The sequence below is a fragment of the Mycobacterium sp. NGS56 genome, from assembly GCF_059812425.1.
This window is the reverse complement of sequence record NZ_JCALCQ010000001.1, coordinates 1,110,488-1,134,600: the sequence shown is the minus strand read 5'-3', so window position 1 is coordinate 1,134,600 and position 24,113 is coordinate 1,110,488. Positions and strand designations below refer to the sequence as shown.

The window sequence follows — 24,113 nt, the reverse complement described above, 5'->3', positions numbered from 1 at the left end:
TCTCATGCCGGAAACCGGTCACATTACCGACGAGGGACTGGCCCGGCTGCGCGCGACAATCGGTATCGCCGTTCCGCATACCCAGCCGCCTCATTACTTTCGCCCGAACGAGGACAGCTTCCGCCACGTGGCTGAGAGCTACGGCGACGCCAACCCGCTGTGGGCCGATCCCGAGTACGCTGCCAAATCCGTGTGGGGCGAGTCCATCGCCCCGCCGGCGCTGGTCGGCGGTGACACGTTGATCGGTGAGGACGAGGTGACCACGCTCTCCGATGAAGACCGCGAACTGACCAAAGGCGATCCGTTGCGCGGCGTCCATGCCTTCTACGCCTCGTCGTCGCGCGAATGGTGGGCACCCTTGCGCGCTAACCACCGGGTCTTCCGGCGCAACGCTCTGGTCGCAGCGTTGGACAAGACGAGCGAATTCGCCGACCGCGCCGTCCACGAATGGTCGGCACAGGTGTTTCGCGACGACGAAGGCGTCATCCTGGGTGGCCAGTATCGCAACATGATCCGGACCGAGCGCAGCAAGGCGCGCGGGCGCAAGAAGTATGACGAAGTCGAACTGAAGTCTTGGAACCCCGATGAGATCGCGGAACTGGACGAGAGATACGCGCACGAGTCGCCGCGCGGCGCCGAACCGCGATGGTGGGAGGACGTCAATGAGGGCGACGACGTCGGGCCGTTGACGAAAGGCCCGCTCACGGTCACCGACATGGTCTGTTGGCATGTCGGCATGGGGACCGGAATGTATGGCGTGCGTCCCCTGCGGCTGGCATGGCGCAACCGGCGCCGCATTCCTCGCTTTTATACGCCCAACGAATACGGTGTGCCCGATGCGCAGCAGCGCGTGCACTGGGAGCCTGACGCCGCCCGCAATGCGGGTAATCCCACCACCTTCGACTACGGTCGCATGCGCGAGACGTGGCTCATCCACTTGTGCACGGACTGGATGGGTGACGACGGATGGCTGTGGAAGCTCGGCTGCGAGTTCCGGCTGTTCAACTACGTCGGCGACCTGCACACCATCACTGGAAGGGTGGTGCACAAGTACCTCGCCGCGGGTGACCGTCCCGCCGTCGACCTCGAGCTGGCTGCGACCAACCACCGTGGCCAGGTCACGGCGCCCGGCTACGCGACGATTTTGCTGCCCAGCCGCGAGCACGGACCCGTCCGGCTTCCGGATCCACCCGGCGGGGCGAGGAACCTCGCGGAGCTGCTCACCGTGGTGTCAGCACAATTCACCGAGCGCTGAGACATGAGTTACGACAGCGTGCCCGGTCTGCGCGCCGAACAACAGGGCCCGGCCCTGCGCCTGACCTTGGACCGTGCCGACCGCCGCAACGCGGTCAACGACGTGATGCTCGACGCGTTGATCGCGCATCTGGCCGCCGCAGGCACTGACGAATCGGTGCGTGTCATCCGCATCGACGCCGAGGGGCCGGACTTCTGCGCCGGATCGGATCTGATCGCCAACAACGCTCGCTCGGAGCGCAAGCCGCGGGTGGGCAGTACACAGCGCCGGCTGCCAAACAAGGCCAACCGCCTAATCCCATTGATGCTCGAGACGCAGGTCCCCATCGTGTCGGTGGTGCGCGGTTGGACCGCCGGTCTCGGGTTCCACATCGCGATGGCCGCCGACTTCTGCGTGGCTGCCGACGATACGCGGTTCTGGGAACCGTTCATGGCCCGCGGCTTCACCCCGGACAGCGGCGCGGCCTGGCTGCTGCCTCGGCTGATCGGCATGGTTCGCACGCGCCAGCTCTTAATGCTCGGCAGGGAGATCTCGGGGACCACCGCGGTCGAGTGGGGCATCATCCACGATGCCGTTGCTGAGAGTCAATTAGAGTATGCTGCAAGCGAATTGGTCACCGCCCTTTCCGATGCCCCCACAGTGGCACTGGGTCTGACCAAGTGGCTGCTGCAGAGCGGCAACGGGCTCGACCTCGACCGCCACCTGCAGAACGAGGCGATGGCACTCGAACTGTCCAGCCGCAGTGAGGATTTCCGCGAAGGGTTGGCCGCTTTCCGGGACAAACGCGATGCAAAGTTCCAAGGGCGATGACCGCACTGCCGATCAACGAAGCCACCAGCGCCGCCGACGCCGTCGCGGTGGTCGAGCGATGGGTCGAAACCGAGGTGCCCGCCACCTGGCGGACGGCCGCCGCCAACGGACCCGCTGCGCTGCGGACGGTGCGCAGTTCGGCGGACTATCGGAAGTGGTATCCGGTCTTCGCCACATCCGGCCTCGTCGTGCCGACGTGGGCGCGCGAACACGGCGGCCTGGGTGTCGGCAACGAGGTCGCCCGCGCGGTCGAGGAGGTGCTCCGTCCGCTGCGGCTCACGCGGCTGAATCCGTTGGGGCTCAACAATGCCGCGGCGGCGCTATTCAGCCACGGCACCGAGGAACAGCGGCTGCGGTTCTTGCCGCCGATTGTGCGCAACGAGGAGAAGTGGTGCCAGCTCTTCAGCGAGCCCGGGGCCGGGTCCGACCTTGCGTCGCTGGCCACCCGCGCCGTTAAGGACGGCGATACCTGGGTGATCTCCGGGCAGAAGGTGTGGACCACGTGGGCCGACGAGGCCGATTTTGCGATCCTGCTCGCCAGAACCGATCCGGAGGCGCCCAAACACCAGGGCATCACCTACTTTCTGCTCGATATGCACCAACCTGGCGTTGTTGTGAGGCCGCTGCGCCAGATTACCGGCGAGTCGGAGTTCAACGAGGTGTTCATCGACGACGCACGAATTCCCGACGCGCAGCGCGTGGGAGCGGTCAACGACGGATGGCGAGTCAGCGCATCAACGTTGTCCAGTGAACGACAGATGGTTTCGGGTTCCGGGTCGGGAGGCATGGGCCGGCTCGGTGGCTCCGGCGCCGAACGCCTGATAACTCTTGCACAGGAGACCGGCCGGTGGGACGACCCCGTCATCCGTAACAAAGTCATGCGGTTGTGGGCACAGGAGCAGATCCGGGGCTGGACCAACGCCCGAGTGCGCGCGGCGCTTTCGGCCGGCCAGTCCCCCGGCGCCGCATCCTCGATCGGCAAGGTGCACCAGGCCACGTTGAACCAACAGATTCAGGACCTCATGGTCGATCTGCTGGGCACAGACGCTGTCGCCTGGCCGGCCACCGACGACCCCGATGCCCTGCCACGCGATGTCCACGGAATGATGCGCAGCCTCGCCAACGCCACCGAGGGGGGCACTACTGATATCAACAAGAACATCTTGGGTGAGCGTGTGCTCGGGTTGCCCAAGGAGCCGGACCCATGGAAGGGCAAGCCCTGGAAGGATATCCCGCGCTCGTGACCAGCTACCAGCGGCTGGTGGTGGAGGTATGCGACGGCATCGGCTGGCTCATCCTGAACAGGCCGGACGCGGGCAACGCCTTCGACTCGTTGATGCTTGACGAACTCGAGTCCGCCTGGGCCGCGCTGGACGGCGATCGCGACGTTCGGGTAATCGTGAATACCGCCAACGGGAAGGCATTCTGCACCGGAATGGATGTGGTTCAGGTCGCGCGCGACAAGGAGGCGATGCGCCGGCACTCGCGGCGCACCAGGGATGCCGAATTGAAGATCTCGTCGTGGCACTGCGGCGTGTGGAAGCCAGTGATCGCGGCCGTCAACGGGATTTGCGCAGGAGGTGGTCTGCACCTGGTGGCCGACGCCGACATCGTGATTGCGGCCGACGGAGCCTCATTCGTCGATCCGCACGTCTCGGTCGGCCAGGCCGTCGCGTACGAAGCGATCACGTTACTGCGTAAATCGCCGATGGAAGCAATAACCCGAATGGCGTTGAGTGGTAACGGCGAACGCATCTCGGCGCGGCGCGCCTACGAGTTGGGCATTGTGTCCGACGTGACACCGGCCGACCAGCTCCGCCCCGCGGCAGCGCGGCTCGCCGCCGCGATTGCCACGAATGCGCCGACGGCCCTGCGCGCCACAAAGAAGGCGCTGTGGCATTCTCTGGAAGTCGGTTTGACCCAAGCCCGCAACGACGCCGCCGAGGAAATCTGGCGGTTGCGCAATCACCCCGATCACGGCGAGGGCGTCCGGGCATGGCGCGAGAAGCGCACGCCTCAGTGGCAACCGCTGTCGGACGCAGTGGAGGCTTCATGACGTATCAGCGGCTTGTCGTGCAGCGGCGCGGGCCGGTCGGTTGGATCATCAACGACCGGCCGGACCGGCTCAATGCGTACGACGTCGTGATGCGCGAGGAATTCCCCAGAGCATGGGCGGAATTGAACGCCGACCCCGAAGTCCGGGTCATCGTTCATACCGGTAATGGGCGGGCCTTCCAGGTGGGCGCCGATGTCGAAGAGCTCGACGGCGAGGCCGTGTTGCAGTTTCAGGAAACGATGAGGACCTTGGACCTGAAGTTGACGGCGTGGCACTGCAACGTCGACAAGCCGGTAATTACGGCCGTCAACGGGGTTTGCGCCGGCGGCGGGTTGCACTGGGTGGCCGACGCCGACATCGTCATCGCGTCGTCGGATGCGAGCTTCGTCGACCCGCACGTGTCGATTGGCCAGGTGAGTGCACTGGAGACGATCGCCCTGATGCGAAAGATGCCCGCCGAGGCCGTGTTACGGATGGCGCTGGTCGGCAGCCACGAGCGGCTGAGCGCCCAGCGGGCATACGAGCTCGGCATGATCAGCCAGGTCGTCGATCCGCCCGACAGGCTGCGCGAGGTCGCCCAGGAGCTGGCCGAGAAGATCGCCAAGAATTCTCCCGCCGCGATGCGCGCCACCAAGCGGGCGCTGTGGGGCGCTTTGGAGTACGGCCTCACGGATGCGTGTCGGGCCGGCGCCAAGCACCTGACGTCGATGTGGGGACACCCGGATCAAAACGAGGGACCGGTGGCCTTCGCGGACAAGCGAACTCCGAACTGGGCGCCATTGGAGGCCGATTCGTGAGTCTCGCGCAGCTGCTGGACGCCCTACCCGAGGTCGCGGTGCACACGCTGGACGCCGATGTGTCCCGCGATGAGCTGAAGGCCAGTGCCGACCAGCTCAGCGGGTTGCTCGCCGAGAGGGGCCTGACGCAGGGGCAGGTTGTCGCCGCGATGCTGCCCAACGAAGCCACCACCATAGCGGCGCTGTTCGGCGTGTGGCGCGCCGGCGGCGTGTACACGCCACTGAATCCCAGGGCTGCGGACGCCGAGATCGTGACTCAACTCGAGACGTTGCGCCCCGTTGCCATCGTCACGACTTCCGAACTGGCCGAACGCTTCACGACTTTCCAATTGCCCATCGTGAGCGGCAAGGACCTGTCGTGGGCGGCGACCGCCGGCACACACCACCAGGGCGATCCCCGCCAGTACGACGCAGATGTGGCCCTGCTGCAGTTCACTTCTGGCACAACCGGCCCACCGAAGCCGGTGCCGCTGCGTCACACCACGGTGCTCGACCTCATCGATCGACTCCTCGCTAAACTTCGCGGGACGAAACCAGCCACTGACAAACCGAAGCGCCCTCCGATGCCGAACCTGGTGCCGCTGTCGCTGTCGCTGTGGGCCGGCATCTATCAGGTGTTGTTCGCATTCCGGGCCGGGTCGGGCGTTGTTTTGATGGACCGCTTCTCGCCTACCGACTTCGCCGCGCTGGTCCGACGGCACCAGCTGCGGTCCACGGTGCTGCCGCCCGCGGCACTCACTATGGTCCTGCACGACGACTCGGTGAACGACTTGTCGCCACTGAAGATCGTGCGGTCGATCACCGCTCCACTTTCGCCGGTCCAGGCGGGCAGATTCCGGGACAAATTCGGGGTGATCGTGCTGAACTCCTACGGCCAGACCGAGCTGGGTGGCGAGGTGGTGGGCTGGTCGGCTGCGGACGCCCGCGAATGGGGTGAGACCAAACTCGGGTCCGTCGGGCGGCCACTGCCAGGCATCGACGTCACGATCGCCGACGACGAGGTGATGGTCCGCACGCCCACGACCGCCGCCCGAAAGATCGATGCCGCCTTCTTGGACCGGCTCACCGACGACGGCTGGTTCCACACCGGTGACTTGGGTTGGTTCGACGACGACGGGTTCCTGTGGCTCGATGGCCGCGTGTCGGACATGATCAACCGCGGTGGGCTCAAGGTGTTTCCGGGCGCCGTCGAGGACGTGTTGGTGGCGGCCGACGGAGTGCGCGAAGCGGCCGTGGTGGGTATCCCCGACGAGCGGGTTGGCGAGGTGCCGTGGGCGTTCGTGGTGAAAGGCGACGAGTCGATCTCCGAAGGCGGTCTCGTGTCGTGGTGCCGCGAGCGCCTGACGCCGTACCGCGTGCCCGTGCGCATCGTGTTCGTCGAGCAGTTGCCGCGAAACGACGTGGGCAAGGTGGTCAAACGCGAACTCGCGGCGCTCGCCAAAAGCTGAGGTGCCCAACATGTCAACAGTCGTTCTCGGCCCCGGCGACCCGCTGACGACCGCGCTCACCGACGGACTCGGCGCTGTCGCAGCAGAAATCGATGCGCCACTAGCGCCCCCGATCGACGCTGTCGTAGTCGTCGTCGGCCCCGGCTCGACGACGGTGGATGCCGGCGAGACGATGTGGCGGGCGCTCGTTGCTCTGCAACATGCCCATTCCGCCATGAGGCAGCACGGCGGCCGAATCGTGCTCGTCGTTCCGACGATCGGCATCGCGGGGGCCGCCGGATTGGTGGGCTACACGACGGCTATTGAGGGTATCCGGGCGATGGCGAAATCGGCAGCGCGGCAATGGTGTTCTCACGGCGTGACAGTCAACCTCGTCGCAGCGCCGGTAAGTCTGTTCGCGCCGGGCGTTGACGCGTCCCATCTGACCGCGCCGGCGTTCTGTGATGACCACACGCTGATCCACTCCCTTGTGGAGACAACGAAGTTCCTGCTCCGTCGCGACCTCGATCACCTCGTCGGGGCGACCATTGTTGCGGACGGGGGTTCGGTGATGGTGCCGTGAGGCTGGACGGTCACACGGTCCTGGTGACCGGTTCCGGGGCAGGTGTGGGACGTGGTATCGCGAGGGCCCTCGCCGCCGAAGGCGCGCATGTCGTGGTGGCAACCCGCGCGGAATCCGGATGCGATGTTGTCGGCGGGATCTCCGCACGAAGGCAGCGGGCAACCTGGACGCGTTGCGACGTAACCGTACCCGAACAGGTCGCGGAGGCTGTGAACGCCGCTCTTGCCGCCACCGGCCGGCTCGACGCGGTAGTACACAACGCCACGAGCAGCAGTTCCAGCCAGCCGCATCGGCTCGAGGAGGTGAGCCGGCCGCTGTGGGAAGACCACTACTCGGTGTCGATCGGCGGCGCCCAGAACTGCGCGGCCGCGGCATTCGATGCGCTGAAAGCACGTGGCGGCACCTTCCTGGTCATGACCTCGCCGGCGGGTATCGAGGGCAGCGCCACGCTTCCCCTCTACGCGACGATGAAGGGTGCGCTTCGCGGTTTCGCGAAGAGCCTGGCCCGCGAATGGGCGCCCCACGGAATTACCGTCAATGTGGTTTCACCGCTTGCCTATTCGCCTGCGATGACCGCCGCGATCGAAGCCGACCCAGCGATGGAAGAACGCCTGTCGCGACGGGTGCCGCTAGGCCGGATCGGTGATCCCGAGCGAGATATCGGGACCGCCGTCGCATTTCTGGTGGGCCCGGCCGCCCGTTACATCACCGGGCAGACCCTGGGCGTCGACGGCGGCCATTTCATGAACCTGTAGCGCCGATCGCAGTCGAATACGGTCGTTTGCTAGTGTGAGAATCATAATTCTCAATTACAGGAGGCGTTGTGAGTGACGACAAAGCATTCGAAGTGTGGGACGCCGACAACCACATGTACGAAACGATCGACGCCTATACGCGATATCTGCCGGAGAAGTATTCCGACGCGCTGAAGTTCGTCGACGTCAACGGCCGCAAGAAGCTCCAGGTCCTCGGTGTCATCACCGAGACCATTCCCAACCCGACCTACGAGGTGATCCCCACCCCTGGCGCGTGGGCCGATTACTACCGCGGGATCAACCCGGAGGGCAAGACGCTGCGCGAACTCGCCGAGCCGATCCGTTGTCCCGACGAGTTCCGGCGCCCCGACCTGCGCCTGGCGTTGATGGACCGCCAAGGTGTCGACGGCGCGGTGATGTTCCCGACCACGGCCGGGATGCTCGAAGAACGGACGAAGTCCGACACGGAGCTCACCCATGCGGTCACTCACGCCTTCAACCGCTGGCTGCTCGACGAGTGGACGTTCAACTATCAGAACCGCATCTTCGCGGTCCCGGCGATCTCGCTCAATGATCCGGCGAAGGGCGTCCAAGAGCTCGAGTGGTGCCTGGAGAACGGAGCGAAGACGGTCCTGATTCGGCCGGCGCCGGTACCGCGGGAGGACGGCACCTCGCGTTCACCCGCCCTGCCCGAGTTCGACGACTTCTGGCGGATGGTCGAGTCATCGGGTATCGCGGTCCAGATGCACAACTCCGACGCCGGTTACGACCGCTACCTCTCCGACTGGGAGGGCGGCGACGAGTTCCAGGGCTTCCAGCTGACGAAGTTCCGCGGGTTCATCTACGAGGAGAGCCGCCACATCTTCGACACGCTCGCCGCTTTCATCGCGCACGGGGTGTTCGAGCGGTTTCCCGGCCTGCGCATCGGTGTGGTCGAAAACGGCGGCTCGTGGGCCCAGCGCTTGATGGATGTATTCGATCGGGTGTACCGCAAGAAGCCACGTGAATTCAGCGAGCACCCCTGTGATGTCTTCCGCAGGCATGTGTGGGTGAACCCATTTCACGAGGAGGACATGTCGCATCTCATCGACATCCTCGGTGCGGATCGCGTGATGTTCGGATCCGACTACCCGCATCCCGAGGGGTTGGCGGCGCCGACGGACTTCGTCAAGGAACTCGAGCATTTGCCCGCGGTCACCACGGCACGAGTGATGGGCGGCAACCTCAGGGAGCTCATCGGCCTCTAGCCAAGTTCGGCAAAGCGCTCGAGGTAGGTCCAGGCAATGTCCGGCGGAATGCCGCCACACAACGGTGCGATGTTGAACATCTCCCCCGCCTTTACGCGCTCCCTCGCCTCGCTTACGGACAGGATCACGTGGGAGGACGCCGCGCTACGCAGCTCGTCGACGGTCTTGGCGGGTGTGATGTTCGCCGACACCGTGCTGGCCGGATTCCACTCCGAGTACGCCATCGCGTCGTGCAACAGATACTTGCCAATCTCGTCCCATGCGGCATCGACGTCGTCCGCGACGAAACAATTTGTGGCCGTATCGCGTTCGGGAAGCAGCGTGAATCCCGGCTCGAAACCACTTTCGCGGCAGGCCTGCTCGTAGGCCTCCTTCATTCCCGGCACCACCCCGTTGGCGAGCAGTCCGAGACCGTTGCGCCCGGCCCGCCTGGCAGCGGCCAGGCTCGCCCCACCCCACATCATCATCGGCCCTGCTGGCGTGCGCGGTCGCGGCGTCACCCTCATCCGGCGGCCGCCGTGTTCGACCTGCTCGCCGGCCAGTAACCGACGAAGGATGCCGAGCTTCTCGTCGGCCAGTCGTCCCCGATCCGACAGTGATAGACCGAAGTGGTCGAACTCCTCTGCGCGGTAACCGATCCCGAACACATAGCTCGCGCGGCCCGCGCTGATGTGGTCCAGGACCGCCATGTCCTCGGCCAATCTCGCGGTGTCATAGAACGGGAGGATGATCACCAGGTTCAGCATCAGCTGTTTGGTGCGTGCGGCGATCGCCGCGCCCAGCATCAGGGGCGAGGGCAGGTAACCGTCGTCGGCGCAATGATGCTCGCACAGCACCGCCGCGACACAGCCCCGGGTTTCCGCCCACGCCGCCATCTCGCTGGCCGCGGCGTACAGCTCTGTCGGATGCGCCCCTATCGACGGCGCCCGCATGTCGAACCTCAGCGTGAACATTATTGGCCCGATGTCCTCCCGTTACTCTGGATTCACCGACTCCCGAACTGGGTGCGTAGTTCGTTCTTGAGCACCTTGCCGGTGAGGTTGCGAGGTAGCGCATCGACGATTTCGAGTCGTTCGGGCGTTTTGTGCTTGCTCAGCCCGCGAGCTTGACAGTATTCGAAGACCGACGAGAGCGTCACCGCCGCACCTGGGTGCACGACCACGACGGCGCACACGCGCTCGCCCGTTCGCTCATCCGGTACGCCGATCACCGCGACGTCGGCCACCGCCGGATGGCTCGCCAGCACCCCCTCGATCTCGAGTGCCGAGATGTTCTCCGCGTTACGGATGATCGCATCCTTGATGCGCCCGGTCACGATGACGTTGCCCGTGTCGTCGATTCGCCCCAAATCACCTGTGCGAAACCACCCGTCGGCATCGAACGCTTGGGCATCCAGGGAAGCATCGACGTAGCCGAGGAAGCATTGCGGCCCTTTGAGCCGCAACTCCCCATCCTCCCCTGGCGCGACCTGTCGCTCGCATTCGTCGACGACCCGTACCGCAACGCCTGCCACAGGCTTTCCAACCGTATGATCCAGCAGCTCCGGGGGCCCGTTCGGCGCTTGCGAGGTAGCGACCGGAAATTCGGTCAGGCCCCAGGAATTGGCCACGCCGTCCACTGAAAACGTCTGCCGCACTTGGTGACCCAACTCCGCAGTGATCGGCGCGCCTCCGCCAACGCAGCCGCGCAGCTGGGGATAGAGCGGCTTGTCGCCGTGCCTGGCCTGCGCCGCCATGAAGGCGACAAAGAAGGGAGTGGCGCTGCCCAGCAGCGTCGGGCGATGCGCGGCGATGGCCAGGGGGGTCTCAACGGGATCGAAGGCGTCAAAGAGCACCAACCGCATGCCGGTGCGGAGGCTGGCGGCGAGCATGGCGGCTCCCCCGATGTGCGATACCGGAAATGCGATCGGGTTGACATCGCTACTGGAGGCTCCGACGATGCCGACGACGCCTGCCGAGCCGGCGATGACCGAGCGGTCGCAGTGCCGCGCGCCTTTCGGGGCCGCCGTCGTGCCCGACGAATAGTAGATCCACCGGGGGTCCTCATCAGATGTCGGCGGCGCGGGAAGAGCCGCCGGATCGCCGGCGGGCAGCCGAAGCACGTCGGTGATGGGCGCGTCGTGGTCGATGACCAGCACAGCCATCGAATGCTCATCGGCGAGCTGACGCGCGAGCGCGGTATGGTCGAAGCCGCGCCACAATCCGGGCACGATGATGACCTCTGTCTTGAGTTGCCTTGTTGCGAAACGTAGTTCGCTCTCTCGCCATATCGGCAGGATCGGGTTCTGGACCGCACCGAGGCGCGTCAGAGCCGCCATGACGACCATCGTCTCGATCGTGGTCGGCAGTTGCCATGACACCACCGTGCCCGGCCGAATTCCCGCCTGCGCCAGCACCGCTGCGCAGGTCAGCGCGGATTCACGCAGCTGTCCGCACGTCAGGGCACGCCCGTAATCGTCGGCGACCACCACGCGTTCGGGGTACGCCCGCGCTGCCGTCTCGAGCAGGGACCAGTAGGTCTGCGCTGCAGGTTGCGCGGTCATCGGCTCGGCAGATGCAGCCGACGCTTGGCGAGGATGTTGCGCATCATCTCCGAGCTACCGCCCGATATCGTGTAGGCACGCGACCACAGCCAGCACTCACGCAACCGTTGTTTGGCCTGTCGCACCTCATGATCGGCTGCGCCCACGGACGACGCCGTTGCGGCCAGCTCTGCGCCAAAGGCCGCGACCCGGTGATAGGTCTCGGCAAAACTCAATTTGGCGATCGAACCGTCGCCTGGTTGCTCGTCACCCGATGTCAGCCGCTCCACGTGATCATCGATGAATGCCTTGGCGACCTCCGCCTCGACCGCCAATTCGGCCACCCGCTGCCGGATATCGTCGGACTTCAGCGCCGGTGCGCCGTCGATTTGTGCATGACTGGCCACCGTGACTAGATCATCGATCAACAGTTCCAGCAGAATGACGTTTCCGCCGATGCCGAATCGTTCAAAGTCCAAGCCCGCCATGATGATCGACCAGCCTTGACCCACCTCGCCGATGATGCTCTCGGCACCGAGCCTGACTCCGGTGAGGAACACCTCGTTGACCTCGATCGCGTCGCCGATCGTGCGGATCGGACGAACCTCGACGCCTTCCGCCGAGAGCGGCACGGCAAACACCGACAGCCCATGGTGGCGTGACGAGGTGGGATCCGTGCGGATCAACGCAAGGCCCATGTCGGCCCAGTGGCCGTCGGTGATCCAAGTCTTCTGCCCGTCGATAAGCCAGCCGCCATCGTCCTGCCTTGCGCCGCGGCTGCGGACCGCGGCGATGTCGCTGCCGGCGTCGGGCTCACTGAGCAGCTGGCACCACACGTGCTCGCTGCGCCGGATCGGTGGCAGCAGCGTTCGCTTCTGCTCCTCGGACCCGAAGTGCAGGAGCACGTGGGCGGCGAGGTTCACCTGATCCACCGGGCGCGGTGCGCGGGCGCGCAGAATTTCTTCGCTCACGATGCGGTCATGCAGCGGGTGATGATCGGCGCGACCGCCGTATTCGACCGGCCAGTCCGCTCCGACGAGCCCCGCCTCGAACAGGCCGGCAAACCACCTTCGCAGCTTGGCTTCCTGTTCGGCCGTCTCAGGAGCTCGGTGGCCCTCGCGCGCCTCGATCGCCGGTGCGTGTTCGGTGATGTGTGCTCTGACCCGATTCCTGAACTCTGCCAGCTGCGTCTCAGTGGGCCGATCCCCGAACGTGCTCACCAACCCGACACCTCCGCCAGCAGCGCCCGGCTCGATCGGGCCGTGCCCACCAAGTGACCGTTGGTGAAGACCCGCCGCAGCTCGAAGTGCAGCGGGTACTCCCAGGTAAATCCGATACCACCCGATAGTTGCATGCATTCGTCGACCGCGGCTGGCGCGTTTGCGGCTACAAAGGCATGCGCCGCTGCACTCAACACGGTTGCCCTCGCGTCGGCCGAGGCGAGAGCGCGGGCGCCCCGCATGACGACGGCCCGCGCTTTGACCTCGAAAACCAGGAGCTCGACGAGCCGGTGCTGAATCGCTTGGAAACTGGCAATCGGCGCGCCGAACGCCACGCGCTCCCGCAGGTACGCCGTCAGCCGCTCCAGGGTCATGGACAACGCGCCGACGGAGTCGGCCGACACGAGCAGCCTGGCCATCGCGGTCAGCTCGTCGGCCCGTTCGGGCGACCCGATCAACGCGAGAGGCGCATCGCTCAGATCGACACGCCATACCGTTCGCGTGACGTCCAGCAAGTCACCGTCCACCTCGAACCGTGCGGGATCCAGGTTGCGTATCAGGTGGATCCCGTCGCGCCTCAGCAGGACAACGAAATCGATGTCATCGCGGATGACCCGCACGGCGTCATCGTGGAGGGCCAGACCCGCCGTCTCGGTACCGGCCAGCAAGCCGGGCAGCAGCTGCTCCCTGACGTCGTCCGACGCCGAGGCGACCGCGGCAGCGGCCAACGTGGTGCCAAACCATGCCGACCTATCCTGTGCTCGTCCGAGCTCCTCTGCCACGACACACGTTTCGACCGGACGCCAGCCAGCCCCGCCCCTCCCCGCATCGACGAGCAGCCCGGTCCAGTCCATGGCAGCAAGGTCCTTGACGGACCCCTTGTCCGCGCGCCCGGCCAGAAACTCCCGTGCCGACTCCTGGAGAAGGTCGAGGTCGACGTCTCCGTCTGCCATCGGGCCGTTAACTCCGGGAGAGCAGCTGATAGGCGTTGTCGCGCATGATCCGCCGCTTGGCGTGATCATCAAGCGGGTCAAGGAGTTTCACGAAGTCGGCGGGCTCGGCCAAGCCTTCGGCGTGCGGATAGTCCGAGCCCATTACCAGGCAGTCGTCGTATCCCAGGCCCGCGACGATCGATGGGATGTCGTCCTCGGGGTACGGCACGACGCGGACATGGCGACGGAAGATCGCCGACGGCCGCTCGGTCAGCTTCCCTCCGATCCACGGACCGTTGCGGCCCATCCCCCGGCTCTTGTCCATGTGCCTGGTGAAGAATGGTACCCATTCGGCCCCGTGCTCGGCGACGAGGACGTGCAGACCCGGGAAGCGACCGAAGAGGTTGTCGAAGATGAGCGCCGACAACGTTTCCTCGATCGGCCGCTGGCCATAGATATTCATCCACTGCCAAGCCGACATGTGCCAAGAGGCGGGGTCGGAGTTCTGCCCCCACGCGGGTGAGATCGCATCGAAGTACCAGAACGGCATGATGTGGAACACCAAGATGCAACCGGCCTCTTGCAGGCGCGCGTAAATGGGGTCGAAGTACGGGTCCCCGGGTGATCGTCCGTAGGCCGGCCCGGTCGGCAGCAGCACAAATTTCGCACCTTGCGCGATGATCGCCTCGGTCTCTGCGATCGCAGAATCCAAGTCACGCAATGACATCAGCGCGGTGGCGAAGATCTTGCCGTCGTAGTTGAAACCCCACTCCTCGTCAAACCATCGGTTGAACGAGCGCAGATTGGCATACAGTGCCGGTGTGTCATCGACGTAGTGCTCGGCGGCCAGGGCCATACCGCTCGGATAGATGACCATACCCTCGATGTTCTGGTCGGCCATGACGCCCAGGCGTGCGGCACGCTCGATGAATTCCGCTCGCATGGGTTGCGGCTCGTAGGACTCTTCAGGGTTGCCCGATCCCATTTGCTTGAGCATCTCCTTGAGCGAACCGGGCCGGTACGCGACATCGAGACCCAAACCCCCTTCGCTGTTGAAGGTGGCGACGCGATGCCCGGCAAGGATCACCTCCACGCCGTCCGCACCCCGCACGGTGGTGATCGCCCGGTCCCGAAACTTCTCCGGCAGGTAACGGGTGAACGCGTCCCTTGTCTCGTAGCAGTGGGTGTCGCAGTCAAAGATGCCGTAATCGAGTTTCGTCGTCACCGCTTCGCTCCTTCGAACGAGAATGAATATTCTCTATTTTCAAAAAACATACTATCCTGATCCGACAATGCCCATCCCGGACCGGATGACCAGGACGCCTTCGCTTAGCGGCCGGCCCGGTCGCGGCCGCATAGAGGAAAATATGACCCAATCAATGCCGCTGACCGACAACATGATCGGTGGACCTGGATGAGCCTTTGGGTTGCCCTTCCGCTCGAACGGGTTCACCCCGCGGTCCCGATGCGGTCGGCGCGAGAGGTCGCGCGTGCCGGGCAGTGACGTCGATGACCTTCGCAGGATGGTTCGCGACTACCTGACTGCGATGTCACCCAGTGAGACGGTTCGCAAGCTGATGGCAACCGACACGGGGTACGACGAGGCGTCCTGGCGCCGAATGGCCGGAGAGTTGGGCCTGCACGGCATCGCCGTTCCCGAGAAGTGGGGCGGGGCCGGCGCCGCCATCACCGAACTTGCGGTGGTCTTCGAGGAAATGGGGCGCGCCCTGTTGTGCTCCCCCTTTTTCGCCACCGTCGGGCTGGCGACACAAGCCGTTCTCGCCAGCGGCGACACCGGGGCGAGCGAACGGTTTGTCCCAGCGTTTGCCGACGGCTCGATGACCGCCACGCTGATCCTCAATGGCCGACTCGGTGCATGGGAGCCCGCGGCCGTGATGTTGCGGGCCGTCCGCGACGGCGGCGGCTATCGGATGCACGGTGAGGCGCCGCTCGTGATCGACGGCCACACCGCCGACGTGGTCCTGGCGGCCGCCACCACGCCGGCGGGCATCTCGTTGCTCGCGGTGCGCGGCGACGCGGAGGGTGTTCATCGCACGCCGCTGGCCGGACTCGACCGCACCCGCAAGGTGGCCCGGGTGAGCTTCGACGGCGCGAAGGCCGAGCTGATCGGAGGCGACGGCGGTGCCGCGAACTTCCTGGCGCGCGCATCGGATCTCGCTCTCGTCGTCCTGGCGGCCGAACAGGTCGGCGCCGCGCAACGCTGCCTCGACATGGCCGTCGACTACGCCAAGAACCGAATTCAGTTCGGTCGACCAATCGGCAGCTTCCAGGCGATCAAACATCGGTGCGCGGACATGCTTGTCCAGGTGGAGGGTGCGCGTTCGGCCGCGGCGCATGCGGCCGACGTGGCCGACACCGACGGCCTGCCGGCCGCGGCGTCGGTCGCGAAAATGGTGGGTTCGGAAGCCTTCCTGCACGCCGCTCTCGACAACATGCGCATCCATGGCGGCATCGGATTCACCTGGGAACACGATGCCCACCTGTTCGTCCGGCGCGCCAAGGCCACCCAGTTGATCTTCGGGGACCCCGACTACCACGCCCAGCGCCTAGCCGATCTCTTCACTGCTGCGGAATGAAAGGACCCATGTGACCGTCTCCTTCTCCCTCGAACTGCCCACCCAGCGTGTAGAGGCGGTGGACGAATTCGTCAGCGCCGAGGCCATCGCCGACATTGCGCGAGCTGCCGAGGCAAGCGGATTCGCGGCGGTCCACGTCACCGACCACCCCGCACCCGACGCGAAGTGGCTCGATCACGGCGGCCACCACGCGCTTGATCCATTCGTCGCGTTGGCGTTCGCCGCCGCTGCAACGTCCGGCGTGAAGCTGCTGACCAACGTCTACATCGCCGCCTACCGCAACCCGTTTCTTGGCGCGAAGTCGATCCAAAGCCTGGCCGTGCTGTCGAAGGGCCGACTGATCCTCGGGACCGCCGCGGGGTACCTCAAGCCCGAATTCAGATCTCTGGGAATCGATTTCGACAACCGCGGAGCATTGCTCGACGAGGCGTTGGACGTGCTGGACAAGGTGCTCACCGGTGAGGACATCGCCTACGAGGGAACGTCGTTCACCGCCCGCGGTGTCCGACTGCGCCCGTTGCCGGCGACGCGACCACCGGTATGGGTCGGCGGTAACAGCAAGCCCGCCGTCCGCCGGGCGGTATCGCGCGCGCAGGGATGGGCGCCTTTCAACACGTTCGGTTACGCCGCGGCGTCGCGGACCGCGGAAATCTCGACGATCGACGACCTAGAGCTCGCCATCGACTGGGCCAAGCAGTACGCGGCTGAAATCGGCCGCACCACGCCGCTGGACATCTGCTTCTCTGCCGGAAACCTGTTGGACGACAGCCGATCGGCCGACGAACGTCACGCGACCATCGCCAGGCTTTCCGCGTCGGGGGTCACCTGGCTCACCATCGCGCCCCAGGGTGCCGACCGGGCCGAATTCATCGATCGTTCCCGCGCGTTCGCCAAGCAGTTCATCACGGCCTGACGCCTCCTCATGCCATCAGGCTGTCGGCCGCGAATGCGTCCACACTGATGCGGCGATGGGCGAATAGCCACCGACCGTTCACCGGGACCAGCACGTCGCGGTAGCGGCCCCAGTGGTCGAGCCCGACATCCGTGTGAACGGCGAAGTAACTACTGACCTCGACCCTGTCGCGGGCGACCGACCCGAACCGGACGCTGGCGACATGGTGCCGGACATGTGTCGGTGCCCGGCGCGCCGATCGCGATGGCCGGGTCACCGCGGCGCCGAGACCGGCCTCGATTTCCGCCGGACCGGTCAGTGGCTCGGCGGCTCCGGTGAACTGCAAGACCCCGTCATCCCCGAAGCAAGCGGCCAGTGCGTGGAGATCGAATCGATCGGTGGCCGCTGTGTAGTCGGCCAATGTCTGCCGCACCGACTCCCGCACTTCGAGTTCCCAAGCCTCCATCTAACCTCCCAAGTTAACGTTTGTTGTCGGCACACGATAACGTGTGTTCTCATGCCACAACCACGGCTGCAAGACCTGCTGACGCCTGCCACCACGGCGCTGGTTACCCAGGAGTGCCAGGGCGGGGTGATCGGGCCGCAGGCCGGCTTGCCGTTTCTTGCCGAAGAGGCTCGCCGCCAAGCGATTCCCAACATCGCCAAACTGCTGACCGCGGCAAGGGCGGCCGGTGTCGCAGTCGTGCATTGCCTGATTCAGAAGCGGCCCGACAACCTAGGGTCGAACACCAATGCCCGGCTTTTCATCGCCGGGAAATCGTTCGCGGCCGACTTGACCCCTGGCAGTCCCGGCGCGTCGGTTCTGCCCGAACTCGGACCTGCGCCCAGCGATCTGGTGCTGACCCGGACCCACGGAGTCGGGCCCATGACGGGTACCGATCTCGACTCCGTGCTACGGAACATGAACATCAAGACCATTGTCGGAGTCGGTGTTTCGGTGAACATCGCCATTCAGAACTTCGTGATGGACGCGGTGAACCGCAGCTATCAATTCGTGCTGCCGCGCGACGCGGTCAGTGGGTATCCGCGCGAGTATGCCGAGTCCATCATCGACAACACGTTGGCACTGCTCAGCACCGTGACCACTACGGATGCCGTGGTGGACGCGTGGAAAGACATCTGCACGCCCTGACCCGATCTGGATGTTCGGGATCGATGGTGATAACGTCGTTCTCAAATAGCGTAAATGATCATATTCGCTGCTCAGGAGGAGAAGTTCCATGTCTTCCCGTTCCTTGCCGTACCCGGTTTTCGACGTCGACAACCACATGTACGAGACGACGGACGCGCTCACGAAGTACCTGCCGAGGGAGCATCGCGGAAAGGTCGGCTACGTCGAGGTCAACGGCCGGCCGAAGCTCGTGGTAAAGGACCACATCAGCCATATGATTCCCAACCCGACGTTCGAGCGGGTGGCCCGGCCGGGAAGCGCCGAGGACTACTTTTTGGGCAACAACCCTGAAGGCCTCAACTTCCGCGAATTCATCGGCGAGGCAATGAATGTCATCCCGGCCTACCAAGCTCCGGCACCCCGACTGGAGCTGATGGACGAGTTGGGCATCGACCAGTGCGTGATGTACCCGACCCTCGCCAGCCTCATCGAGGAACGCACCACCGATGACGTCGTCCTCACCCACGCGATCATCCACGCGCTCAACGAGTGGATGCACGAGCACTGGACGTTCAACTACCGCGACCGGATCTTCCCCACCCCCGTCATCTGCCTGCCGCTGGTGGACGAGGCCATCAGGGAATTCCACTGGGGCGTGGAGCGCGGTATGAAGACGTTCCTCGTCCGGCCTGCGCCGGTACCCAGCCGCTTCGGCGGCTCGCGGTCCATGGGGTTGCCCGAGTTCGACCCGTTCTGGGAAGAGGTCGTCAACGCCGGCATGCCGGTCACGATGCATGCCTCCGATAGCGGATATCAGAAACACCTCATGGAGTGGGAGGGCGGCGACGAGTATCTGTCGTTCAAGCCGAGTGCGCTGCGCGAGGTCGTGATGGGCCACCGGGCCATCGAGGACACCCTGGCCGCGATGATCTGCCACGGTGCGCTGTCACGCTTCCCGGACTTGAAGATTTTCTGTGTCGAAAACGGCAGCGGGTGGGTGCGCAATTTGCTCGAGCAGCTCAACACGGCGTACAAGATCATGCCCAAGGAGTTCGACGAGCATCCCGTCGAGGTGTTCAAGCGCAACATCTACATCCACCCGTTCCTGGAGGACGACCTTCAGGGAATCATCGACATCATGGGCGAGGACCACGTGATGTTCGGCTCGGACTTCCCTCACCCCGAGGGCATCGGTGACCCACTGAGCTTCGTGGACCGTCTTGACGGGATACCGGAATCGGTACAGGCAAAGATTATGGGCGGCAACGCTATTGAGCAGCTGGGCCTCAAGGTCCCGGCGTGACGCAAGCACCGGCCGCTCCCACGGTGTACAACGGCATCTCCGAATTCGAGGCGCACGTCGGTGAGCACCTCGGCTACAGCGACTGGCGACAGGTGACTCAGAACGAGATCAACCTGTTCGCCGAGGCCACCGGCGACCATCAGTGGATTCATGTCGATCCGGAGAAGGCAGCAGCCGGGCCCTACGGCAAGACCATAGCCCACGGATATTTGACGTTGTCGCTCGTACCCATTCTGGTGCAACAGATTTACCGGGTAACCGGGCTGGCAATGCAGGTCAACTACGGTTCGGACAAGCTACGATTCCCCGCTCCCGTTCCGGTCGACTCCCGCATCCGGGCCGGGGCCGAGTTGCTCAAGGTAGAGCGTGACGACAGGGGCGGCCGGGCCACGGTGCGCGTCACCGTCGAAGTAGAGGGAAACGATCGGCCGGCGTGTGTGGTCGACACGATCGCCGCGATGGTCGACGCCTAATCCGGCCCCGGAAAGCGGTACGCCCTCGCAAATAGCCCGGGGACCAAACATCAAGCGTTCAGGACACGTTCGCCGATGATCCGTTGTTCACGCAATGCGGCGATCTCCGCATCGGAAAGCCCAAGCGCCCCAAGGACCTCGGCGTTATGCTGCCCAAGCGTCGGGGCCGCCGTCCGGTGCTGGTGCACGGGACCCGGTGAAATCCGAAATGGCCAGCCGGGAAATCTCTGGCGACCGGTGATCGAATGGTCCAGGTCCTGGTAGAAGCCGCGCGACTCAAGCTGTCCGACGTCATACATCCGGTCGGCGGCAAGCAGCCGCTCCGCGGGCACCCCAAGGCGCGCGAGCGTGGCAACGAGCTCGTCCGCGGGCTGCGTGCACGTCCAGCTGGTCATGATCTCGTCGAATTCGTCGTGGTGTTCCCTGCGGGCCTGCGCGGTCACGAACCGGGCATCGTCGCGCAGGTCATCGCGGTCGATGGCATCCAGCACCGAAAGCCAGTCAGCATCGTCGCGCACGGACAGCGCCACCCACTCGTCGGCGATGCTGGTGGGGTAGACGCCTTGGGCGTATTCGCGGTGGCGGTTTCCCTCGCGAGGACGCACCGTGCCCGTCAACGAGTACTCGATGACGGGTTCGGCGGTGACCGCCGCACCAATCTCGATTTGTGCGGCCTCGATCAGCTGACCTTCGCCGGTGCGGCGTCGATGTTCGAGGGCGGCCAGCAGCGCGACGCAGGCGTGCACGCCGGCAATCGGGTCAGCGGGCCCCTGCAGATTGCACGGCGGTCCGTCTGCGTACCCGGTCACGGCCGACATCCCCGCCACCTGTTCGATGTTCAGTGCCCAGCCCACGTAGTCGCGCCACGGTCCCTCCAACCCGAATCCGGGCATCCGCACCATGATCACGGCAGGGTTGACTTGCGAGATGGAGTCGTAGTCCAGCCCAAATTGCTCCACCACGCGCGGCGAGAAGTTCTCCACCACCACGTCGGCCTCGGCGGCCAGGCGCAGCGCCAGCTCCCGGCCTTCAGCGGAGGTCAGGTCCAATGTGATGTCGCGCTTGTTGAGATTGGTTCCCTGCCATAGGGGCCCGCGCTCGTACCAGTCGTCGCCCTCGCGCAGCAGCGCACCCGAGTAGCGATGCCCATCGGGGCGCTGAATGGATTCGACCTTGACGACATCGGCACCGAACGCGCCGAGGTAGCACGTCAGATACGCGCCTGCCCAGAAGGTGCTCAAGTCGAACACCTTCAAACCGGCGAACGGCAGCGCGATGTCTAGGGCGTTCGTCTCGCGCTGGGCCGCGTTGCGTTCACTCCACCCGGCCGGCACTCCCCTTCGGACGTCGGGAGCGGGCAGCGGCGGCGGGACCGGGGTCTTCGAAAGCCGGAACGGCGCACCGGGTCTCGTGAATCGCCCTGCGCCCGAGCCCGCTTCGAGGAAAAAGCCCCGCTCGGCGTACTGCGGAGAGCTCAGGATGGTATCGCCGTTCGTGACCGGCGCCGCCGGTATCCGCATGGCCTGACTCAACTCGACGAGATCGGCAACGGACATCGAATCGAGGAAGGGCTGCGCCTTCGCGAAAAACTCATCGCGCTCAGGCCCGCCCAGCATGATCGCCAGCTGATGCTCGCCGAACTCGGGCAGCCCGATCATCGCGCACACATCCAGCCAGTGCTGACCCGTCAAACAGTTGATCCCGATCCAACCGTCGGCGGCCGGCACGATTCCCAGCATCGGTGCCGCTTTGGAATTCGTCGGTAAGCCAAGGCTTTTCAGGCGTGCAGCCATCAGCATCGGATAGGGCAATGTCGACAGCAGCGACTCGAACATCGACACATCCACCTCGACCGGCCGACCCGTTCGGGCCGCGGCGATCCGCAGCGCCGTCAACGCGCCCAGGGCCGCGTACCCGCCGGCGATGTACTCCGGGATTCGGGCACCGGCCTGCACCGGCTCCCGACCGGGCTCGCGCACGTTGACCCATCCCGCCGCAGCTTGCAGGGTCAGCGGAGTCGTCACCCTGCTGGACAGCGGTCCGTCCTGACCGAAGTTGGAGATCCTGACCACGACAAGATTCGGGTTGAGCCGTTCGAGGGTGTCCCCGTCCAGGCCCCAGTCCGAACGCTCCGTCGTGCCTACCGGCAGGTTCTCCACCAGCACGTCTGCCGCAGAAATCAATTCGTGGACTGCTGCGATGTCGTTTTCCCTCGTCAGATCGATTGCGGTGCCGCGCTTTCCTGCGTTCAAGTACTCGAACAGCCCGCCATGCGGCGGATCCGGATTTTCGGACGGGAACGGACCCCATCGACGCAGGGGGTCACCTTGTAGGGGCTCGATCTTGCACACGTCGGCGCCGAGATCGACGAGCAGCTTCGCGCAGTAGGGGCCTGCGATCTCGGAGGCCACCTCGACGACGCGCAAACCGGCCAGCGGCCGGTTCACGCGGGTATCCCGATGGCCTTGGGCTCCATGTAGGCCCGCAATCCCATTACACCGCCCTCCCGGCCGATTCCGCTCTGCTTGAAGCCGCCGAACGGGGCGTCTCCGGGGATCGTTCCGTTGATCGACACCTGCCCGGTCCTGATCCGGCGGGCGATGGCGACCGCGCGGTCGACGTCGCTTCCCCACACCGCACCACCCAGACCATAGGCCGAGTTGTTGGCGATGGCGACCGCGTCATCGTCGTCCCGGTACCGCAACACGGTGAGTACGGGACCGAACACTTCCTCTTGCGCGATGTAGGAATCCGCCGATGCACTGCGAAGGATCGTCGGCTCGAAATAATAGCCGCTGCCCAAATCCTTCGGTGTGGCTCCGCCGGCCACCACGGTTGCACCGTCGGCTTCGGCGCGCTTGACGAATCCCTCGACGCGGTCGAGATGTTCGCGACTGATCAGCGGTCCCATGGTGACGGCCGGATCGACGGGGTCACCGATCACGACGGTGCGAGCCAGCGCGGCGAGCCGGTCCACCACCTCGTCATGAATCGCGTCGGAAACCAGCAGCCTGCTGTTGAGGATGCAGGCCTGGCCGGCATGCATAGTGCATCCCTCGAACAGCAGCCGCTCCAACAATTCGTCGGTGACGTCGACGTCGGGCAGTAGTACGGTCGCAGACTTGCCGCCGCATTCCAGCAAAACGCGCTTCATCGAGGTCGCGGCGGCCGCCATCACATCGCGGCCGACGGCCGAGCTGCCGGTGAAGCTGACCATGTCGACCCGAGGATCCAATGTCAAGCTCCTGCTGGCCTCGACACTGGTCGGCGTCACCACGTTGACGACGCCTGCCGGAATGTCGGTGTCCTCATCGATGATTCGCGCCAACGCCAACCCTGCCAGTGGCGTCAGCGGCGAAGGCTTGAGCACAAGTGTGTTGCCGGCCGCCAGCGCCGCACCTAGCTTCATGACGTTAAGGGTGTGCGGGAAGTTCCATGGCGTCATAGCGGCCACCACACCGAGAGGCTCGTAGCGCAACAGCGTGGTGCCCGCGGCACCCCACGCGTCCAGCTGAGCCTCTTGAGGCTCGATCGCGAGTTCGGCGGCGTGACCGACCATGAATGCCGGACCCTCGACGTGAATAATCCGCTCGTTTGCCGTACAACCCCATTCGGCCTGCGCCAGCGCGTAGATCTCCTCGCCTCTGGCCATCAAGGCATCGCTGAGTTGTCGCAGGCATCGCGCGCGTTCCGCGGGTTCGGCCGATGGCCACGCGCCGGCGTCGAATGCGGCCCGCGCCGCCGCGATCGCTTGCTGGACCTGTGCGACGCTCGCGTCGGGTGCGGTGCCGATCACTTCCTCGGTGGCGGGGTTGACGACGTCGTAGCGCCCACTATCCGCGTCTACCCACCGGCCATCGATGAAGTGCCCGTATGCGTCGAGGAGAGACCGAGAGCCAGCCATCGCCTGCCTGCCTTCCTGACTGCTTGACCGCGCCGCAGCGGGGCAACGCCATTGAAAACTTACATACTTCGACTGTGTGTACACGGCTACCACCACGCCGTCAACAGGCAATTAACCCTAATCTATCGCTATATACGCTTCGATTGACAGGTGCGTCGCGTGTACGGTAGACACCTTGGAAACGGACATTCTTTCGTAATGTGTCCGAG

The 24,113-nt window shown here is 65.1% G+C and carries 22 protein-coding genes; 14 read left to right on the top strand and 8 right to left on the bottom strand.

Features of this window, described 5'->3' with window-relative positions:
• Positions 1-4 precede the first annotated feature (4 nt).
• From AC5Y4F_RS05285 to AC5Y4F_RS05245, 9 genes are all read left to right on the top strand, one after another.
• A complete protein-coding gene (locus AC5Y4F_RS05285) occupies positions 5-1,255 on the top strand; it encodes a hotdog family protein (RefSeq protein ID WP_499995388.1) in 1,251 nt (416 codons plus the stop codon).
• A gap of 3 nt (positions 1,256-1,258) precedes the next feature.
• Positions 1,259-2,065 (top strand): enoyl-CoA hydratase/isomerase family protein, encoded by an 807-nt coding sequence (locus tag AC5Y4F_RS05280; protein ID WP_067934562.1) that lies wholly within the window; start codon positions 1,259-1,261, stop codon positions 2,063-2,065.
• The gene (locus AC5Y4F_RS05275; RefSeq protein ID WP_067934564.1) at positions 2,062-3,309 is read left to right on the top strand and encodes an acyl-CoA dehydrogenase family protein; all 1,248 of its coding nucleotides are present in this window, start codon (positions 2,062-2,064) and stop codon (positions 3,307-3,309) included. The genes AC5Y4F_RS05280 and AC5Y4F_RS05275 overlap by 4 nt, the downstream gene beginning before the upstream one ends.
• Complete coding sequence (locus tag AC5Y4F_RS05270) at positions 3,306-4,121, top strand: enoyl-CoA hydratase/isomerase family protein (protein WP_499995786.1); 816 nt, start codon at positions 3,306-3,308, stop codon at positions 4,119-4,121. Before AC5Y4F_RS05275 ends, AC5Y4F_RS05270 begins: the two co-directional genes overlap by 4 nt.
• Entirely contained in the window at positions 4,118-4,918 is an 801-nt protein-coding gene (locus tag AC5Y4F_RS05265) for an enoyl-CoA hydratase/isomerase family protein (RefSeq protein WP_499995386.1), read from the top strand. Before AC5Y4F_RS05270 ends, AC5Y4F_RS05265 begins: the two co-directional genes overlap by 4 nt.
• Positions 4,915-6,366, top strand: a complete 1,452-nt coding sequence (locus AC5Y4F_RS05260) for a class I adenylate-forming enzyme family protein (RefSeq protein ID WP_067934566.1) — start codon at positions 4,915-4,917, stop codon at positions 6,364-6,366. Before AC5Y4F_RS05265 ends, AC5Y4F_RS05260 begins: the two co-directional genes overlap by 4 nt.
• A gap of 10 nt (positions 6,367-6,376) precedes the next feature.
• Positions 6,377-6,928: an SDR family NAD(P)-dependent oxidoreductase gene (locus tag AC5Y4F_RS05255; protein ID WP_067934738.1), complete on the top strand. Its 552-nt coding sequence runs from the start codon at positions 6,377-6,379 to the stop codon at positions 6,926-6,928.
• On the top strand, positions 6,925-7,683 hold the full coding sequence (locus AC5Y4F_RS05250; RefSeq protein ID WP_067934567.1) for an SDR family NAD(P)-dependent oxidoreductase: 759 nt from the start codon (positions 6,925-6,927) through the stop codon (positions 7,681-7,683). Before AC5Y4F_RS05255 ends, AC5Y4F_RS05250 begins: the two co-directional genes overlap by 4 nt.
• Positions 7,684-7,796: 113 nt before the next feature.
• Complete coding sequence (locus AC5Y4F_RS05245) at positions 7,797-8,930, top strand: amidohydrolase family protein (protein ID WP_067934740.1); 1,134 nt, start codon at positions 7,797-7,799, stop codon at positions 8,928-8,930.
• Here AC5Y4F_RS05245 and AC5Y4F_RS05240 read toward each other — a convergent pair.
• From AC5Y4F_RS05240 to AC5Y4F_RS05220, 5 genes are read right to left on the bottom strand one after another with little or no spacing between them, the layout of a single operon-like run.
• Positions 8,927-9,883: an LLM class flavin-dependent oxidoreductase gene (locus AC5Y4F_RS05240; RefSeq protein ID WP_067934569.1), complete on the bottom strand. Its 957-nt coding sequence runs from the start codon at positions 9,881-9,883 to the stop codon at positions 8,927-8,929. The two genes, AC5Y4F_RS05245 and AC5Y4F_RS05240, sit on opposite strands and share 4 nt — an antisense overlap.
• 32 nt (positions 9,884-9,915) lie before the next feature.
• A complete protein-coding gene (locus AC5Y4F_RS05235) occupies positions 9,916-11,472 on the bottom strand; it encodes a class I adenylate-forming enzyme family protein (RefSeq protein WP_499995383.1) in 1,557 nt (518 codons plus the stop codon).
• Positions 11,469-12,671, bottom strand: a complete 1,203-nt coding sequence (locus AC5Y4F_RS05230) for an acyl-CoA dehydrogenase family protein (RefSeq protein WP_499995382.1) — start codon at positions 12,669-12,671, stop codon at positions 11,469-11,471. The genes AC5Y4F_RS05235 and AC5Y4F_RS05230 overlap by 4 nt, the downstream gene beginning before the upstream one ends.
• Positions 12,668-13,624 (bottom strand): acyl-CoA dehydrogenase family protein, encoded by a 957-nt coding sequence (locus tag AC5Y4F_RS05225; protein ID WP_067934575.1) that lies wholly within the window; start codon positions 13,622-13,624, stop codon positions 12,668-12,670. The genes AC5Y4F_RS05230 and AC5Y4F_RS05225 overlap by 4 nt, the downstream gene beginning before the upstream one ends.
• Positions 13,625-13,631: 7 nt before the next feature.
• Complete coding sequence (locus AC5Y4F_RS05220) at positions 13,632-14,828, bottom strand: amidohydrolase family protein (protein ID WP_067934577.1); 1,197 nt, start codon at positions 14,826-14,828, stop codon at positions 13,632-13,634.
• Between the two features lie 265 nt (positions 14,829-15,093).
• Here AC5Y4F_RS05220 and AC5Y4F_RS05215 point away from each other — a divergent pair, with 265 nt between their 5' ends.
• Both AC5Y4F_RS05215 and AC5Y4F_RS05210 read left to right on the top strand, forming a co-directional pair.
• Positions 15,094-16,200, top strand: a complete 1,107-nt coding sequence (locus AC5Y4F_RS05215; RefSeq protein ID WP_067934578.1) for an acyl-CoA dehydrogenase family protein — start codon at positions 15,094-15,096, stop codon at positions 16,198-16,200.
• Between the two features lie 10 nt (positions 16,201-16,210).
• The gene (locus AC5Y4F_RS05210) at positions 16,211-17,113 is read left to right on the top strand and encodes a TIGR03619 family F420-dependent LLM class oxidoreductase (protein WP_067934580.1); all 903 of its coding nucleotides are present in this window, start codon (positions 16,211-16,213) and stop codon (positions 17,111-17,113) included.
• 7 nt (positions 17,114-17,120) lie between these two features.
• Here the strand turns inward: AC5Y4F_RS05210 and AC5Y4F_RS05205 are convergent, their stop codons facing one another.
• Entirely contained in the window at positions 17,121-17,558 is a 438-nt protein-coding gene (locus AC5Y4F_RS05205) for a nuclear transport factor 2 family protein (RefSeq protein WP_067934582.1), read from the bottom strand.
• 51 nt (positions 17,559-17,609) lie between these two features.
• Between AC5Y4F_RS05205 and AC5Y4F_RS05200 the strand changes: the two genes are divergently transcribed.
• The 3 genes from AC5Y4F_RS05200 (at position 17,610) to AC5Y4F_RS05190 (ending at position 20,000) form a co-directional block, all read left to right on the top strand.
• Positions 17,610-18,245: a cysteine hydrolase family protein gene (locus AC5Y4F_RS05200; protein WP_067934584.1), complete on the top strand. Its 636-nt coding sequence runs from the start codon at positions 17,610-17,612 to the stop codon at positions 18,243-18,245.
• Between the two features lie 88 nt (positions 18,246-18,333).
• A complete protein-coding gene (locus AC5Y4F_RS05195; protein ID WP_499995380.1) occupies positions 18,334-19,527 on the top strand; it encodes an amidohydrolase family protein in 1,194 nt (397 codons plus the stop codon).
• The gene (locus AC5Y4F_RS05190; protein WP_067934588.1) at positions 19,524-20,000 is read left to right on the top strand and encodes a MaoC family dehydratase; all 477 of its coding nucleotides are present in this window, start codon (positions 19,524-19,526) and stop codon (positions 19,998-20,000) included. The genes AC5Y4F_RS05195 and AC5Y4F_RS05190 overlap by 4 nt, the downstream gene beginning before the upstream one ends.
• A gap of 50 nt (positions 20,001-20,050) precedes the next feature.
• On the opposite strand, the gene AC5Y4F_RS05185 is transcribed toward AC5Y4F_RS05190, so the two are convergent.
• Together AC5Y4F_RS05185 and AC5Y4F_RS05180 are read right to left on the bottom strand one after the other, a co-directional pair.
• Positions 20,051-22,447: a CaiB/BaiF CoA transferase family protein gene (locus AC5Y4F_RS05185; protein WP_499995379.1), complete on the bottom strand. Its 2,397-nt coding sequence runs from the start codon at positions 22,445-22,447 to the stop codon at positions 20,051-20,053.
• On the bottom strand, positions 22,444-23,904 hold the full coding sequence (locus tag AC5Y4F_RS05180; RefSeq protein ID WP_499995378.1) for an aldehyde dehydrogenase family protein: 1,461 nt from the start codon (positions 23,902-23,904) through the stop codon (positions 22,444-22,446). Before AC5Y4F_RS05180 ends, AC5Y4F_RS05185 begins: the two co-directional genes overlap by 4 nt.
• Positions 23,905-24,113 lie beyond the last annotated feature (209 nt).